We start from the raw sequence: 16,544 nt of genomic DNA on the forward strand, positions 1-16,544 counted from the left end.
CGAGGTCACCGTGCGCTCCCGTTTCCCGTGGGACATGGCCGAGCTGGTGGCCGAGCGTTTCGCCGAGGGCCGGGTGCTGCTCGCCGGCGACGCCGCCCACCAGATCCCGCCCACGGGCGGGTAGGTGCTCCGCGACGCCAAGCCGTCCTCGTCGGCCTGAACGTGGACCTTCTCGTCGATCAGCTCGTGGAGCGCCTGGGCGTAGTGATCGACGAGGTCGGCAACGGAACTCCACTCGTTTCTCCCTGGAGAACGGCCATCCCCAAGGCGGTGACCGTGTGAATCACTGTATTCCGCTGGCGTCGGCTGTGGACCAGCTTCGCTTCGCGCAACACGGTGGCCTGATGACTGGCGGTCTGAATTGGCACTCTGGCCCGCTCGGCCAGTTGCGACGTAGTGCACGGGGTGACAGCAACGACCTCAAGTACCCGGGCCCGCGTTTTCCCCAGCAGGGCGGCGACGGCTTGGCGGTGGGGGGCGCGGTGGGGGGCCAGCCAGTCGAGGCTGCGTTCCACTGGATAGACCACTACGGGAGGAAGTCCCGTGTCCAGCAGAGTCGTTGGCGCGCCCCAACAGAAGAAGGACGGCTGCAGTGTCAGCCCACGCCCGCCGAGATGGATGTCGTGATCGGCGGGAAAGGCAAGTTCGAGGACCGGGTAGCTCCAAGTTGCGGATGGGTGCAGGGTACCCAGCACAGCCTCCCACCCGGCCGTGTCGAGCTGCCGCGACCGCCAGTCGAGGTCCCGCGCCACCTCGCGCCGAACTTGCGGCCAGACAGGATCCAGGGCTGCCGCGAAATACCCGGTGACGGCATCCGTCACGAGCATGAGTGCAGTCGGATCGCCGTCCGCCAGGGCCTGAGTCCAACCTGGCCGCGCCCGGTCGGGGTGCCGGCGCGCCAGTTCCTCCAAGTCGTTGCGCAACCGCGTACGCGACGTACCTAATAGCGCCTCCGTGCCCCCGGCCAGCGACAATCCGGCGCCGGCGGGGGTGAGGAAGTCCACGGCGTAACCGGTCGGCGGAGCCAGCGCGGTCAGTACCTGGACTGAGGGACCCAGTCGGGGAGCGACGGACCGGCGCCAGTCCCCGAAGTACACGGCCCCGCTCGGATGCCGTAACCGGTACAAGCTGAGCAGCGCCTCCCACAACGGATCAGCTCCCGGCGCCAACTGGATGCGCGCCAGATCGTCGCCGGTGAAATGGATCCGGAGCATGTAGCTGCCTCCACCTCTGTGTTCCCACCCGTGTGGGAAGACGTTGCCCGCCTTCCTCAGCGCGGTCCAGGCTTCTTTTGGGCAGGTGCTTTCCCCGAAGTCACTCGGACCCATCCCGTGCACGGGATGCGGCCGCGTCGGCCGACTCACGCGGACCAGCAAAACAAGGTTTTCGCAAGGTTCCGATCTGAACCGCTCCGGGATCGGTGGAGGCTCCGCACTGTCCCGAGTTGGGTGGAGTCGAGTTGCTTGGTTCACGCTGCCGGCGGGGTGCGGAGTTCGTACTCCACCGGGCTGAGCATGGGCGTGGCCGGCGCCTTGGAGGTGTCCGTCTCGCCGCGTGAAGTCCGGGCCTTGCCTGACGGACTCCTGCATCGCGGCCATCAGGGCCACCAGCTCTCCCGGCCCGGCTGTCGGTGCCGGGGCCCGCGGCGGCGGGCGGCCTTCCTGCTGGGCCGCCACTTGGATGCTGTACACCGAAAAAGCCGGATCTGCCCGCCCGCTTGGCAACTGGCCGGCATGCAGCCGTGGCCCTTGCCCGTGCAAACCCGGCTTCCCTTTTTGTGCTTCCAGGGGCAAGGGGGCGTACGGAGTCAGTTGATCTTCGCGATCGTCCACAGGCGCGCGGGTGCGGTGGAGACGGTTTCCTGGTCCAGCGGTGCTCCGTTGTCGGTGGAGGCGCCCGCGACCGCCAGGCTCAGTCCGCTGGCGCGGTTCACGACCTGGTACTTGCCGTTACCGGAGTCGACCAGGGACCATTGCTGGGCGGTCGAGCCGGAGGCCGGGTTCTCGACGACGGGGCTGCCGCTCGTGGTGCCCCCTGCCGAGTCCAGGTAGTCGCCCGTGGACACGTTGGTGATCGTGTAGTAGGAGCCGACCTGTGTGAACGTCCAGTACTGGTCGGGATGGTTGACGTTGCGGTACTGGTCCGCCTGCGTCCCGCTGACACTTCCGACCACTTCGGCGTACTGTCCGCTGTTGGCGTTGGACAGTGTGAACTGGCCGGTGGTGAAGTCCGGGGCTGCCGTCTGGAGGAGGTTCCACCGCTGGTTCGCGGCCGAGGTGAGCGGTGCCTGGGTGACCTGTTCGTTCGTCGAGGTCTGGCCGTTCGCGTCGGTCGCCATGGTCAGCGCCAGGTCGCTGCGCCGGTTGGTGATGGTGTAGCCGCCGGCGGGGGAGGGCTCGACGGACCAGTCCTGCTCTGCGCCTCCCGTCGACGTCCACTGGATCTCGCCGGTTCCGGACGACAGGGAGCCGCTCGGGACAGCGAGGTACTTGCCGCTGAAGGTGTTGAGGATGTGGTAGAAGCCGTTGCTCTGGAGCAGGAACTGCCAGTTGTGGTCGGGGGTTCCGTTGTCCGCCGCCTGGACGACCGGGGATCCGGAGTTGGCGTTGGGGACCCCCAGCACCTGGGAGCTCAGGCTGTTCTGGATCTTGTAGGTGGCGCCGGTGGAGATGCCGCCGCCGTAGTCGTCGATGCCGTACGTCACCTTGTTGGTGCCGTTGGTGACCAGCGCGCCGCCTCGGGTGACCAGGAGGCTCTTGCCGTCGGCGAGGGGGAGCAGGCCGCGGCTGTAGCCCTGGACGGTGTTGGAGAACATGCGCACCCAGGTCGCGCCGTTGTCGGTGCTCTTGTACAGCTGCTGGTCGCTGTAGGCCTGCACGACGATCGTCCCGTTGGGGCCGCCGGTGGGCAGCCAGGTGACGTACGGGTCACCGTCCGGCTTCTTGTTGTCCGTGGTGATGAGCTGCACGCCGGTGACCGAACCGAAGTTCTCCGGGTCGTCGGCGATCTTGTAGTAGACGGGGCAGCCGCCGCCGGGTGCGCCGCAGTACTCGTAGGTGAGGATGTACTTGCCGTTGCCGAGCCGGGCCACGATCGCCATGCCCGGCCGGGCGGCGTACGTCGAGTAGGCGACGTCGTCGACCTCCGAGGACCAGTTGACGCCGTCGGTCGTGGTGAAGTGCGCGAGCTTCTGGCCGTGCGCCGGGTCGCGCTGGTCGGAGATCCAGGCGATCAGCTTGTTGTTCGCCACCATGAAGTACGGCTCCCACACCGGGGTGTTGCCGTTGGTGTCGACGGCCTTGCCGCCGGTGGCGATGGAGCTGACAAAGGACCAGGTGACGCCGTGGTCGGTGCTGGCGTACATGTCGATCTTGGTCTTGGAGTTGTCGGCAGGGATGGAGTCGCCCGCCGCGATGATCGTTCCGGCCGGGAACGAGCCGATGGCCTGCGGCAGCTCGTACAGCGTGGGCTCGAGCTGGATGTTGTTCCACGAGTTCACCTGGTCGCTGATGGTGGAGATCTGCGTCCAGGTGTGTCCGGAGTCGGCGCTGCGGTACACCGGCATGCCGTTGCCCGAATACTGCTCGAAGGACGCGAGGAGGGTGCCGTTGGAGTCGGTGCTGTGCTGGAGCCTGATGGCATGGGCGTAGAGCGAGCCGTAGGACGGTGCTCCGCTCGGCGGCTGCCACATGGTGCCGCCGCTGTAGGTCACGGCGCCGGCGGACGGGGCCGATGTCGTGCACGCCATCAGCACGGCGGTCGCGCCGATGACAGCGGCCTTCGCCAGTGCGTTTCGTCTTGTGTGCATGTCTGTGGATTCCCTCGACGTTGAGAGGTGAGCGGCAGCCGGTGGGGAGACCGGCGCGGGCTGCGGGGACCGGTTGAGGGCCCCTGCCTGATTGATGCGTTTCAATCAGGTCGGCGGTGGGAGGCTCGCACGCTGCCACGGGGCCGTCAAGACCGTCCGCCGTGATTTCCCAGATGGACGTGCGGCTGCCCTGGGGCGGCGTGAACGCTGAGCGATCACTTCGATGTGGCCGGTCCCTGCGGGTCGTGAGGGAGGCAATCGGGTGGGCAGTGCCCTGGGCCTGGCATCTTCTGTCTCCGACCCCGCCGGAGGGCACGCTGCCGGGCACTAGACTTTGGAGCGCTTCAACGCGCGTCATGTATTCTGCCGCTTGCCCACGACAGGCTGGTCACTGTGAGTGCCCTGCGGTCGCGGGCTGATGAGACCGGAGGTCGAGGAGCGCTGTGGCAACCGCCCGTCCGCGAGTACAGGGGAATGCCGGTCCGAGCATGCAGGACGTCGCCGACGCCGCGGGCGTCTCGGTCGGCACCGTTTCCAACGTCCTGAACCATCCGGCGAAGGTGAGCCCCGCGACGGCCGAGCGTGTCCGCGAGGCCATCAGCCGGCTCGGGTTCGTGCGCAACGACGCGGCCCGGTCGTTGGTGTCGGGCTCGACCAACAGTGTCGGCATGGTGCTCGCCGATATCGAGAACTCCCTGTTCATCGACATGGCGCACGGTGCGCAGGACGCCGCCCGTGCGGTCGGGCAGAACCTGCTGCTGGCGAACACGGCGTGCGACATGACGCTTCAGGACGACTATCTGGATCTCTTCGACGAGTCCCGGGTGACGGGTGTGCTGCTGGCGCCGATGGAGGACTCCTCGGCCGGTATCGCCCGTATCCGTTCGCACGGGCGTCAGGTCGTGCTGCTCAACTATGCGCCGAGGCCGGGTACGTGCTGTTCGGTGCTGGTCAACAACGAGCACGTGGGGTATCTGGCGGCCCGCCATCTCATCGACACCGGGCGCACCCGGCTGGCGTACGTGGTCGCGCACGACGACTACCAGCCTGTGCGCGACCGGCGCAGGGGAGTGCGTGCGGCGGTCGAGGAGGCGGGTCCGGGGGTCACCCTGGAGGAGATCGACAGCGTCGGCCTGACCTCCTCCCATGGGCATGTGGTCGGTCAGGATCTCGCGCGGCGAGCCCCCGATGACCTGCCGGACGGCCTGATCGCCGTCACCGATGAGCTGGCCAACGCCATCATCCACCAGTTGCATGCCGTGGCGGGGATCCGGGTGCCCGACCGGGTCGCGGTCGTCGGCTGTGAGAACAACCGTGCGGCGGGCGCTTCGGTGGTGCCCCTGACCGCGGTGGACATGCCGGGCCGGACGATGGGGCAGGAGGCCATCAGACTGCTCATGGACGAGGTGGCCTCGGGTGCGCAGCACCGTCACGCCACCGTCGTGCTGGAGCCGGAGTTGATCGTCCGCGCCAGCGCGCCGCGGTGACCGCCCGGGGCCGGCGCGTGGAGAGGGAGGGTCCGGATTCGCCCGCGGAAGTGACCGCCCGCGTCGGTCGTCAGGGGTGACCGGGCGCGTCCGGCCGCCGCGGTAACCGTCCACGTCCGACCGCTGCGGTGGCATTCGGTGTCCCCGTCCGCCACTGAGGTCTTCCGCGTTGACGCACCCCGCTGACCAGCGGTTCGCTCTCGCGCGCCCTCCCGGCCCCCGCCTGCCTCCCCGCCGCGGGGTGCCCGAAGGGGCGCAGCACCTCATCATCTGCCAGGTGGGTCTTCCTCCGCCGACCGTGCCCTCGGCGTTCGTGGCGTACCCGAGGAACAAGCTCGGACGCGGTTCGGAAACTTCTACGACAGATCCTTGACACACGCCGATACGGGTCATAGGTTCCCGGCATCTCTCCATTGAAGCGTTTCAACGCTTTCTGTGTGCCGAGGAGCACCCGTGCACAAGACCCTCAGAACCCGCCGTATCGCCCTCCTGGCGACCGCTGCCACCTCGAGCCTGCTGCTGAGCGCCTGCGGTGGCGGCAGCGTCTCGGGCAGCGACGTCAAGGCGTTCTCGCTCACCATCAACGACGACAACCACATCGTGCAGCAGGAGCTCACCGCCCTGGGCAAGGGTTCGTGTGCGGCGCAGAACAAGACGCTGCCGCTGAAGATCCAGACGCTGCCGATCGGTAACGTCGACCAGAAGGTGCAGCTCCTCGCCGGCCAGAACGCCCTGCCGGTGCAGTTCGCGGCGGGCGGCACACCGCAGCTGACCAAGACCCTGGACAAGGCCGGGCAGGTGCTCGACCTGGAGAAGACGCTCAAGGACCTCGGCGTCTGGAACGACCTGCAGCCGGCGGCCGTCAAGACCGTCGAGAACCTGTACGGCAAGTTCAACGTCATGCCCTACCAGTTCAACATCGAGGGCATCTGGTTCAACAAGAAGCTCTTCGCCGACCATCACATCGCCACCCCGACGACCTACGCCCAGCTGGTCGCGGCCGCGGCGAAGTTCAAGGGCGCCGGCATCACCCCGTTCGCGGCGGACGGCAAGGACGGCTGGCCCCTCACCCGTCTCGTCAGCGGCTACCTCTACCGGGAGCTGGGCCCGGGCGCCCTGCAGGCGGTGGCGGACGGCAAGGCCAAGCTGACCGATCCGGCCTATGTGAAGGCCGCGCAGGCCGTCGCCGATCTGGGCAGGGCCGGCTACTTCGGCAAGGGCGTCGGATCGATCGACTACGACACCGCGGTGCAGCAGTTCCTGACCGGCAAGGCCGCGATGTTCTACATGGGCAGCTGGGAGCTCGGCGACTTCAACGACAAGACCAAGAACAAGATCGGTGCGGACAACGTCGGCTTCATGCCGTTCCCCACCGTCGCCGGCGGCAACGGCAGCGCGGACCAGATACCGGCCAACGTGGGCCTCCCCGTCGCCGTCTCCGCCAAGTCGTACAACCCCAAGGTCGGCGACTGGCTGTCCTGCATCACCAAGAACTACGGCGCCGCCTCGCTCAAGGACCAGGGCACCGTCTCCGGGTTCAAGCCGAACGGCGACACCGGCACACTGCCCCAGCTCACGCAGACGGTCCAGGACACCATCACCAAGACCAGGACCAGCACCCTGTGGTTCGAGGCCCTGTTCAACACGAAGGCGACAGAGACCAGCCAGACCAACGCCGCGCCGCTCGTCACAGGATCCCTCTCGGCCAAGGACTTCATGCAGAAGGTCCAGACCGACCTCGACAACGGCTGATCCCTCCTGTCCCGCCTCATCCGCGCCACCCCCTTCGTGAGAGAGCCGTCATGCGTTCAGTTCTGGGAGACCGCCGTGCCATCGCCGTCCTGCTGGGCCCGGCGCTGCTGGTGTACACACTGGTGATGCTGGTTCCGATGGGCTGGTCCCTCGGCTACACCTTCTTCAAGGGCAACGTCATCGAGGGCTTCACCTTCGGGGGGCTCGGCAACTTCACCAAGCTCTGGCACGACCCGCAGGCGCACTCGGCCCTGCGGTTCACGTTCAAGTACGCCATCGCGGTCAGCATCGGGCAGGTCCTGTGCGGATACCTGCTCGCGCTGCTCTACGTCTTCGTCCTGCGCAGGTCGTCCGCGGTCGTCCGCACGCTGGTGTTCTTCCCGGTGATCCTCCCGACGGTCGCCGTGGCCCTGATGTTCCAGAAGCTCTTCGCCGTCGCACCGCAGAACGGCCTGGCCAACGTCGCCCTCGAAGGGCTGGGCATCCACCACGGCGACTGGTTCGCCGGCGCCGGCGGCTCCTTCATGGTCCTGGTCGTCATGGACGTATGGCGCTCCATGGGCTTCTACGGCGTCCTCATCTTCGCGGGGCTGCTCGACATCCCCGACGAGACGCTCGAATCGGCGCGGTTGGACGGTGCCACCGGATGGCGGCTGATCCGGCACATCGTCCTGCCGCTGTCCGCGCCGGTGCTGCTGTCGTCGATCGTGTTCAGCATCAACGGCACGCTGAAGGTGTTCGACTCGGTCCTCGCCCTGACCAACGGCGGACCGGGCAGCGACACGACGCCGCTGACCCTCTACATGTTCCGCACCGCGTTCTCCTACGGCGACTACGGCTACGGCAGCACCATCGCCTCGCTGCTCACCGTCGTCTGCCTCGGCGTCACCCTCATCATCTTCCGCTTCTCGCGCCGCGACCTGACCAAGGGCTGAACTCCCATGACCGACACGATGACGGCACCGCCACGGGAACTCCTGCCCAGCCCACGCCCGGCCACTGTCCGCAAGCCCGGCTCCGTACGGCGCCTGACCCGCAACCTGCTCGTCGCCCTGCTGGTGGTCGTCGAGGTGACCCCGCTGCTGTGGCTGCTGCTCAGCTCCTTCAAGACCCAGTCCGAGTTCGTCAACGACCCCGCCTGGTCGCTTCCGGGCAAGTGGGACCTGCACAACTACGCCGACGCGTGGACGACGGGGCACGTCGCCCTCTACGTCCGCAACAGCCTCCTGGCCACCGCGCCCTCGCTCGCGCTCATCATCGTCCTGGGCACCGCCGCGGGGTTCGCCCTGGAGGTGATGATCTGGCGCGGACGCCACCAGGTCCTCCTCGTCTTCCTGCTGGGCATCATGGTCCCGAGCCAGATGATCCTGCTGCCCCTGTTCCGCGTGTACTTCCAGAGCGGGCTGTCCGGGACGATGTGGCCGCTGATCATCACCTACACCGCGGTCGGCCTCCCGCTCACGGTCTTCATGATGGCCACCTACTTCCGGGCCGTCCCGCGCGAGATCTTCGAGGCCGCCACCCTCGACGGCGCGGGCATGCTCACCGCCTTGTGGCGCATCGGGTTCCCCGTCGTCCGCAACGCCGTGTTCACGGTCGCGCTGGTGCAGTTCTTCTTCATCTGGAACGACCTGCTCATCTCCCTCACCTTCACCACCGACGACGACCTGCGCACCATCCAGGTCGGACTGCTCAACTTCACCGGCCAGTACGGCGAGACGGCATACGGACCCCTGTTCGCCGCGATCAGCATCAACGTCGTCGGCGCTCTCGTCCTCTATCTGCTGATCAACCAGCGCATCATCAAGGGACTGACCGCCGGGGCGGTGAAGGGATGAGCGACCGACGGACAGTGACGGTGGCCGCGCCGACCGCGGAACACCACCGGGAGCCGCTCGGCATCGGCGAGCCGGCGCCGCGCATCTCCTGGAAGACCACCGGACCCGCCGGCTGGACGCAGCACGCGTACCAGATCGAGGTCCTCCGCGCCGACGGTACGTACACCACGGAGTGGGTGACCTCCCAGGACTCGGTGCTCGTTCCCTGGCCCCTGGCGCCGCTGGTGTCCCGGGAGAGCTGCGAGATCCGGGTGCGGGTCCGGGGGGCGGACCGGACCGTCAGCGAATGGAGCCCTCCGCTGCGGATCGAGACGGGCCTGCTGGCACCGGCGGACTGGACAGCCCACACGATCTCGCCGCACGAGCCGGAGCGTCCCGCCGGGCACAGGCCACCACTGCTGCGCAGGGAGTTCGCCGTCGTCGGCGCGGAGGTGGAGCGCGCCCGGCTGTATGTCACCGCCCACGGCCTGTACGAGATCGAGATCAACGGCCGGCGGGTGGGCGACCAGGCGCTCGCACCCGGGTGGACCAGCTACCACCACCGGCTGCGCTACCAGACCCACGACGTCACCGACCACCTGCGCGCCGGCGCCAACGCCATCGGCGCCTGGCTGGCCGACGGCTGGTACCGGGGGCGCCTCGGCTTCGGCGGCGGCCATGCCGACCTCTACGGCGACCGGGTCGCCCTCATCGCCCAGCTGGAGATCGTCCACCGCGACAAAACCGTCACCGTCATCGGCACCGACACCTCCTGGCGGGCCGGGCAGGGACCGATCCTCTCCTCGGGGCTCCTCGACGGGGAGACCTACGACGCGCGGCAGGAACTGCCCGGCTGGTCGAGTTCCGGATTCGACGACAACGCCTGGTCGCCGGTGGACCTCGTCGACCGGGATCCGGCGACCCTGGTCGCACCCACCGGCCCGCCGGTGCGCTGCACCGAGGAGATACCTCCGGTCCAGGTGACCGCGCTGGATGGCGACCGGCTCCTGGTGGACTTCGGGCAGAACCTCGTCGGCAGGGTCCGCATCACGGTCTCGGGTCCAGCCGGGCACACGGTCGTCATCCGCCACGCCGAGGTCCTCCAGGACGGCGAGTTGTGCGTGCGCCCCCTGCGCGGCGCCGTGTCCACCGACCGGTACACCCTGCGCGGTGGCGGCACCGAGACCTGGGAGCCGCGTTTCACCCTCCACGGGTTCCGGTACGCCGAGATCACCGGCTGGCGCGGCGGCGACCCGTCCCGGGACATCGTCGCCCGCGTCCACCACACGGACATGGCGAGAACCGGCTGGTTCGAGTGCTCCAACGAGCAGGTGAACCGCCTGCACGAGAACGTGGTGTGGAGCCTGCGCGGCAACTTCGTCGACCTGCCCACCGACTGCCCGCAGCGTGACGAGCGGCTCGGCTGGACCGGGGACATCCAGGTCTTCGCGCCCACCGCCGCCTTCCTGTACGACTGCCACGGCATGCTCGCGTCCTGGCTGCGCGACGTCGCGGTCGAGCAGCACGATGACGGCACCGTCCCCTGGTACGTGCCCGAGATCCCGGGCGGCGAGCAGTGGACTCCGGCCAGACCGGGCGCCGGCTGGGGCGACGTCGTGGCGCTGACCCCGTGGGATCTGTACCAGGCCTCGGGCGACGCCGGTCTCCTCGCCGCCCAGTACGACAGCGCGCGGCGGTGGGTCGACCTCATCACGGAGCTCGCCGACGCCTCGGGCCTGTGGAACCGCGGCTACCAACTCGGCGACTGGCTCGACCCGTTCGCACCTCCGGAGGATCCCGGCGCCGGCCGCACCGACCGTCACCTCATCGCCACCGCGTACTACGCCTGGTCCCTGCGCCATGTGGCGTGGACCGCCGGCGTGCTGGGGCGCGACGACGACCGTGACCGCTACGAGGATCGCGCGTGGCGGGTCCGGTGGGCGTTCGCCGACGCCTACGTGCTGCCAGGCGGCCGTATGACCAGTGACACCCAGACCGCCTACGCCGTCGCCCTGCGGTTCGACCTCCTGCCCGACCCGCCGGCCCGGGCCGCGGCGGGACGGCGTCTGGCCGAACTGGTCGAGGCAGGCGGGCACACCATCCAGACGGGTTTCATCGGCACGCCGCTCGTGGCACCCGCGCTGAGCTCCACCCACCACGAGGACACGGCCTACGCGCTGCTGCTCCAGCAGGAGTGCCCCTCGTGGCTGTACGCGCTCAAGCACGACGCCACCACGATCTGGGAACGCTGGGACAGCATGCTGCCCGACGGCACCGTCAACCCGGGCGAGATGACCTCGTTCAACCACTACGCCCTCGGCGCCGTCGCCCAGTGGCTGCACACCACGGTCGCCGGACTGGGCGTCGGTGCGCCCGGCTACCGCGACATCGTCTTCCGCCCGCGCCCCGGCGGTGGCATCACCTGGGCGAGCGCCGCCCACGAGTCGCCGTACGGGCGAGCCGCGATCCGATGGGAGCTCGGTGAAACCGGTCTCACCGTGGAGACCACTGTGCCCACCGGGGCGACGGGGCGGATCGAGTGGCCCGACGGAGTCGTGACCGACCTGCCGACCGGGACGACCACCACTACGCGCCCTGCCTGACCCGCCGGCAGATGACCGCCCCGACACCCCAGCGAAACAAAGGAGTCTCGCGTGATCCACCGACACACCGATGAGCCCCGCCCCGCCGTACGCAGAGGACACGGGCGTTCTGTCCTCGCCACCATCGTGGTCGCGCTGCTGACCGTGCTCGGCCTGGTCACGGCGCCTCCCGCACAGGCGCTCAGCGGTGACATCCGCATGCACGACCCGAGCCTCATCAAGGTCGGCAGCTGCTATTACGGCTTCTCCACGGGCTTCGAGAACGACCCGCTCAACCCCAGCGGCTCCATCACCATCCGCAAGACCTGCGGCGGCACCGCGGCGAGCGGCTGGACGAAGGTGGGCAACGTCTGGGAGTCGACGCCGTCCTGGATCACCGCCAAACTGGGCTCGACCCCGCCGAACATCTGGGCCCCGGACATCAAGTACTTCAACGGCCTCTACCACCTGTACTACGCGGGCTCCCTGTGGGGCAGCAACTACGCCGTCATGGGCCTGGCCACGGCCACGAACATCGAGGGCCCGTGGACCGACCCGGGCATGGTCACGGACGTCAACTACCCGATCGACCCGAACGTCGACTGGGGTCCCGACGGCCGGCTCTACATCTCCTGGGGCTCCTGGACCGGCAGCGGCACCTACATGCATGTCCTGGACCAGTCCACCGGCAAGCTGTCCACCACCGACAACAACCTGTGGCACATCGCCGTCGGCATCGAGAACCCGACGATCATCCTCAACGGCGGCTACTACTACCTCTTCGGCTCCAAGGGCCTGTGCTGCAGCGGAGTCAACAGCACCTACTACACCGTGGTCGGCCGTTCCACCAGCATCACCGGCCCCTATCTCGACCAGAACGGCACCGACATGGCCTCCGGCGGCGGGACCACCGTCCTCACCGGCGCCTACCCCAGAGTGGCCGCCGGCGGTGCCGACGCCTACGACGACGGCACCGCCAAGTTCCTCGCCTACCACTACTACGACGGCGACAACTCCGGCCAGGAGACCCTCGACATCCGCCAGGTGACCTTCGCGAACGGCTGGCCGGTCCTCGCCGGTCCCCTCGGCGCCGCGAACAACCACCTGCTGAACCGGAACAGCGCCAAGTGCGCCGACGTCTGGGGTCTGAGCACGGCGGACGGGGCGGCGGTGAACTCCGGGAACTGCAACTCCGGGGCCAACCAGCAGTGGGTGCCCACCGCCGTCGGCTCCGACTACGAACTCGTCAACGTCAACAGCGGCAAGTGCCTGCAGATCTCCGGCGCCTCCACCGCCGACGGCGCGGTGGCCGTCCAGTCGACGTGCACCGGAGCCTCACACCAGCTGTGGACGAGGACGGCGGTCATCGGCGGCTATGTCACCCTCACCAACGCGGGCAGCGGCAAGTGCCTGGAGGTCGCCGGGGCGTCGACCGCCAACGGCGCGGCCCTGGACCAGGCAACATGTACCTCCGGCACGAACCAGCAGTGGATGGTCGTTTGACACGCCAGGACACTTCCTGGATGCAGGGCCCAGGGGAGGGGGCGCGGCTGTACCGCCAGGCGCGGGGGCGCTCTGCTCATCGAGACGGAGCGGGAGGCCGCCGAAGGGGCACCGGAGGCTCGAGACACCGATCTGGAACGCCAACGGCTCCCCCAAGCCGGCAATCGACTACGCCACCGTCATCGATTCCGGGGCCGACCGCGTCTGGCAGGTGCTGCGCCGCTTCGGCGACATCGCCAAGTGGTACCCGGCCGCCGTCACGCAGAGCGCCGTCGAGGACGGCCCGCCCCAGAGCACGGTGGGATCCGTCCGGGCCATGGTGCCGGCCGACGGCAATCCGTTGCGCGAGCGACTGCTGTCCATGGACTATGCGAACCGGACCATGAGCTGTGGGTTCAAGGACTCCTCCCTGCCCTATGACGACTTCGTCCTGACGGTGAAGCTCGTATCGCTGAACGACGGACCGCGCACCTTCATCCGCTGGACCGCGCGCTTCGACGTGCGTCCACCACATGATCGAGACGCGGGTGTCAAAGCGCTGCGCGACCTCATCACCGGGGGTGACGCCAGTCTTCATCACCGGGGGTGACGCCAGTCTTCACGCCTTCCTCCGTGATGACCGGGATCGTCAGCGGGCCTGTCACGAACCAGGTGCGGACCTTCACGAAGGAGACACCCGGTGAGGAGGACGACGCATCGCCTGATCGAGACGGCCAAGGGCTCTCCGGTCCGCTCACCCCTGACCCGACCGTGTCGCGTGGCGACGACCAACTCCTGGTCGTCGCGAGAGCGGCGAGGGACGAGCAGCGGCACAAGGCGGCGGCTCGCCGGGATCCGCATCCGGTGACCGGGTCGGGGCCGGGTGGTGCGTCGGGTCTGTACACACGCCCATTGACGGGCTAAGTCTTGTTACGCAACTCTGTCTCCGGAGCCGTTGACGAGGAGGCTGGATCATCGTGGAGTGGACAGGCGCGCGGTACGCCGACATGCCGACAGCCGAAGTGCGGACCTGGATCGACGCTCCGCTGGAGCGGGTCTGGGAGCTGGTCTCGGATGTGACCCTGATGCCGACCATGAGCGAGGAGCTCCAGTCGGTCGAGTGGGTGGACGGGGTCGGCCGGCCTGCCCCTGGGGCCAGGTTCGTCGGCCGTAGCAAGCACGACGCGTTCGGGGAGTGGGAGACCACCTCACACGTGATCGAGTACGAGCAGGGGTGCGCCTTCGCGTGGGCAGTGGGGGACCCGGACCGTCCCAGCGCCGTTTGGCGCTTCCGGCTCGAACCGAAGGACGGCGGGACCGAGTTGTCGGAGTGGATGAGGATGGGGCCCGGTCGTTCCGGGCTGTCCTTCGCCATCGACGCGATGCCGGAGAAGGAACAGAAGATCGTCTTCGTACGGATGCGGGAGTTCGAGCGCAACATGGCCGCCACCCTCGAACACATCAAGACGATGGCGGAGGCGTGATGCGGACCGCGACCACGGTCGAGGCAGCCGGCGGCGGGGCCTGGTCGGACCAGACCGATTTCGTGGTCGAGGCCGAGAAGCTGGGCCTCGACATCTGCTGGGTGGCCGAGGCCTGGGGCTCCGACGCCCCCTCCGCGCTGGGCTACTACGCGGCCCGCACCGAGCGGATGCTGCTCGGCTCCGCGGTCATGCAGGTCGGCACCCGCACCCCGGTCGCCCTCGCACAGACGGCGATCACCCTGTCCAACCTGTCCGGCGGACGGTTCCTGTTGGGCCTCGGACCCTCAGGACCCCAGGTGATCGAGGGTCTGCACGGGGTGCCGTTCGCGCGTCCCCTGGCGCGTGTCCGCGAGACGGTGGAGATCGTGCGGCAGGTGGTGGACGGCGGCAAGATCTCCCACTCGGGTGCCGAGTTCCAGATCCCGCTGCCGGGCGGAGGGGCCGTCCCCATGCGTCTGTCCATGCGTGCCGAACACCGGATTCCGATCTACCTGGCCGCGCTGTCACCCGCCATGCTCAGGCTGACCGGGCGGATCGCGGACGGATGGCTCGGTACGAGCTTCGTTCCTGAAGGCGCGCACGATGCCTACTTCGCCCCGCTGGACGAAGGGCTCCTCCGCAGCGGCCGCTCTCGCGCCGAGTTCGACGTCTGCCAGGGCGCCGAGGTGGCGTTCGCGCCCGACGACGAGGCGCTCGGTGCCATGGTCGCCGGCCGCAAGAAGGAACTCGCCTTCAGCCTGGGCGGGATGGGCTCGGCGTCGACCAACTTCTACAACCATGCCTACAGCCGCCAGGGTTGGGCTGAGGTGGCCGCTCAGGTGCGAGAGCGCTGGCAGGCAGGCGACCGTGAGGGCGCGGCCGGTCTGGTGACCGACGAGATGGTGCTGGCGACGACGCTGATCGGCACGGAGGACATGGTGCGGGAACGACTGCGTGTGTGGCGCGACGCGGGGGTGAACACGGTCCGTCTCTACCCGGCCGGTGAGAGTCTGGATGCCCGGCTGGCCACCCTGGGAAGGGCGATAGAGCTGGTCCGCGAAGTCGGCGGCGCGTCATGAGCGCGCGCAAGTCGTTCGCGAACTGGCCCTGCTCGATCGCCCGCACCGTGGACCTGCTCGGTGACGCATGGACGTGCCTCGTGTTGCGGGAGGCGTTCTACGGCAGCTGTCGCTTCGAGGAGTTCCAGCAGGGGCTGGGCATCGCCCGCAACACCCTGGCCGACCGCCTGCGGCGGCTGGTGGACGAGGGGCTGATGGAGAAGCGGCTGTACGAGAGCGAGCCGCCTCGCCACGAATACCTGCTGACGGAGAAGGGGCACGACTTCTTTCCGGTCCTCGCCGCGATCACGCGGTGGGGCGACCGTTGGCTCGCGGGCGAGGAGGGGCCTCCCATCGCCCTTCACCACGACGTGTGCGGCCACGACGCCCGCCCCGACGTGGTGTGCTCCGCGTGCGGCGAGCCCGTACGGTCCGAGAACACGTCCGCGCGGATCGGTCCCGGATACCCGGACAAGCTCAGACAACGGCCCGACGTCCAGCGGCGCTTCGCGCACTCGTAGCCAACCGGGCTCAGGATTCGAGGAATTCAAGCGCCCTGGTCACGAATTCCTTGTGGTACTGGAAGATTCCGCCGTGCCCGGCATCCGGGTAGAGCGGGACGAGCTGGCCCTGGGGCAGGCGTGCGGCAAGGTCGAGGCTGTTCTGGCTGGGTACCATCCGGTCGTCCTCGCCGTTTGCCACCAGGACCGGTCGGCGGATGACCGACAGGTCCGACGGCGTCTGGCGGCCCCACCGTTTGATGGCCTTGAGCTGGGCGCGGAACGACGGCAGGGAGATGTCCTTGTCGCGGTTGCGGGTGCGCTCCTTCAGCCGTTCCAGGAAGGCCCGTCCCGCCCGCTGCCCGTCCGCGCTGCGGGGCGGCACCGGCTCGAAGGGGGCCGGGACCGCAGGTCCGCCACACCAGCCCACGCCACACGACGCGGCCGCACCGCTCCCTCCCTACAGCCGGGACCTAGGGCCTGTTGCGAAAGTGCTGGTCACAGCCACTCGTTAATGGCTGCGACCAGCACGGTCGCTTCGAAGCGGACGGCGAGTTTGTCGTAACGAGTGGCGACGGCCCGGTGGCGCTTGAGA

14 protein-coding genes and 1 pseudogene are annotated in these 16,544 nt (G+C 68.6%); 11 read left to right on the top strand and 4 right to left on the bottom strand.

Annotated elements, in window-relative coordinates:
- The first annotated feature begins 10 nt into the window (after positions 1 to 10).
- Positions 11 to 124 (top strand): FAD-dependent monooxygenase, encoded by a 114-nt coding sequence (locus LJ657_RS47595; RefSeq protein WP_308117159.1) that lies wholly within the window; start codon positions 11 to 13, stop codon positions 122 to 124.
- A 55-nt stretch (positions 125 to 179) separates the two neighbouring features.
- Here the strand turns inward: LJ657_RS47595 and LJ657_RS47600 are convergent, their stop codons facing one another.
- Both LJ657_RS47600 and LJ657_RS47605 read right to left on the bottom strand, forming a co-directional pair.
- On the bottom strand, positions 180 to 1,214 hold the full coding sequence (locus LJ657_RS47600) for an ArsR/SmtB family transcription factor (RefSeq protein ID WP_232656013.1): 1,035 nt from the start codon (positions 1,212 to 1,214) through the stop codon (positions 180 to 182).
- A gap of 593 nt (positions 1,215 to 1,807) precedes the next feature.
- A complete protein-coding gene (locus LJ657_RS47605) occupies positions 1,808 to 3,808 on the bottom strand; it encodes an RICIN domain-containing protein (RefSeq protein ID WP_232656014.1) in 2,001 nt (666 codons plus the stop codon).
- A 488-nt stretch (positions 3,809 to 4,296) separates the two neighbouring features.
- On the opposite strand from LJ657_RS47605, the gene LJ657_RS47610 reads away from it, so the two are divergent.
- The 10 genes from LJ657_RS47610 to LJ657_RS47655 all read left to right on the top strand — a co-directional run bounded on the left by LJ657_RS47610 (position 4,297) and on the right by LJ657_RS47655 (position 15,970).
- Positions 4,297 to 5,295: a LacI family DNA-binding transcriptional regulator gene (locus LJ657_RS47610; protein WP_232656015.1), complete on the top strand. Its 999-nt coding sequence runs from the start codon at positions 4,297 to 4,299 to the stop codon at positions 5,293 to 5,295.
- A 453-nt stretch (positions 5,296 to 5,748) separates the two neighbouring features.
- Positions 5,749 to 7,047 (top strand): ABC transporter substrate-binding protein, encoded by a 1,299-nt coding sequence (locus LJ657_RS47615; RefSeq protein ID WP_232656017.1) that lies wholly within the window; start codon positions 5,749 to 5,751, stop codon positions 7,045 to 7,047.
- 50 nt (positions 7,048 to 7,097) lie between these two features.
- The gene (locus LJ657_RS47620; RefSeq protein ID WP_232656018.1) at positions 7,098 to 7,982 is read left to right on the top strand and encodes a carbohydrate ABC transporter permease; all 885 of its coding nucleotides are present in this window, start codon (positions 7,098 to 7,100) and stop codon (positions 7,980 to 7,982) included.
- 6 nt (positions 7,983 to 7,988) lie between these two features.
- Complete coding sequence (locus tag LJ657_RS47625; protein ID WP_232656019.1) at positions 7,989 to 8,885, top strand: carbohydrate ABC transporter permease; 897 nt, start codon at positions 7,989 to 7,991, stop codon at positions 8,883 to 8,885.
- Entirely contained in the window at positions 8,882 to 11,467 is a 2,586-nt protein-coding gene (locus LJ657_RS47630; protein WP_232656020.1) for a family 78 glycoside hydrolase catalytic domain, read from the top strand. The genes LJ657_RS47625 and LJ657_RS47630 overlap by 4 nt, the downstream gene beginning before the upstream one ends.
- A gap of 51 nt (positions 11,468 to 11,518) precedes the next feature.
- On the top strand, positions 11,519 to 12,949 hold the full coding sequence (locus tag LJ657_RS47635; protein ID WP_232656021.1) for a family 43 glycosylhydrolase: 1,431 nt from the start codon (positions 11,519 to 11,521) through the stop codon (positions 12,947 to 12,949).
- 181 nt (positions 12,950 to 13,130) lie between these two features.
- On the top strand, positions 13,131 to 13,538 hold the full coding sequence (locus LJ657_RS47640; RefSeq protein WP_308117160.1) for an SRPBCC family protein: 408 nt from the start codon (positions 13,131 to 13,133) through the stop codon (positions 13,536 to 13,538).
- A 367-nt stretch (positions 13,539 to 13,905) separates the two neighbouring features.
- Positions 13,906 to 14,412, top strand: coding sequence for an SRPBCC family protein (locus LJ657_RS47645; protein WP_232656023.1), 507 nt, complete (start codon positions 13,906 to 13,908; stop codon positions 14,410 to 14,412).
- The gene (locus LJ657_RS47650) at positions 14,412 to 15,470 is read left to right on the top strand and encodes an LLM class flavin-dependent oxidoreductase (RefSeq protein ID WP_232656025.1); all 1,059 of its coding nucleotides are present in this window, start codon (positions 14,412 to 14,414) and stop codon (positions 15,468 to 15,470) included. Before LJ657_RS47645 ends, LJ657_RS47650 begins: the two co-directional genes overlap by 1 nt.
- Complete coding sequence (locus LJ657_RS47655) at positions 15,467 to 15,970, top strand: winged helix-turn-helix transcriptional regulator (protein WP_232656026.1); 504 nt, start codon at positions 15,467 to 15,469, stop codon at positions 15,968 to 15,970. The genes LJ657_RS47650 and LJ657_RS47655 overlap by 4 nt, the downstream gene beginning before the upstream one ends.
- A gap of 10 nt (positions 15,971 to 15,980) precedes the next feature.
- On the opposite strand, the gene LJ657_RS47660 is transcribed toward LJ657_RS47655, so the two are convergent.
- On the bottom strand, positions 15,981 to 16,334 hold the full coding sequence (locus LJ657_RS47660; protein ID WP_232656028.1) for an alpha/beta fold hydrolase: 354 nt from the start codon (positions 16,332 to 16,334) through the stop codon (positions 15,981 to 15,983).
- A 113-nt stretch (positions 16,335 to 16,447) separates the two neighbouring features.
- Positions 16,448 to 16,544 (bottom strand): annotated as a pseudogene (locus LJ657_RS49465) (IS5 family transposase); the annotation flags it as partial.

It is taken from the genome of Streptomyces guryensis, assembly GCF_021261325.1.
In the GTDB taxonomy this organism is placed as follows: domain Bacteria; phylum Actinomycetota; class Actinomycetes; order Streptomycetales; family Streptomycetaceae; genus Streptomyces; species Streptomyces guryensis.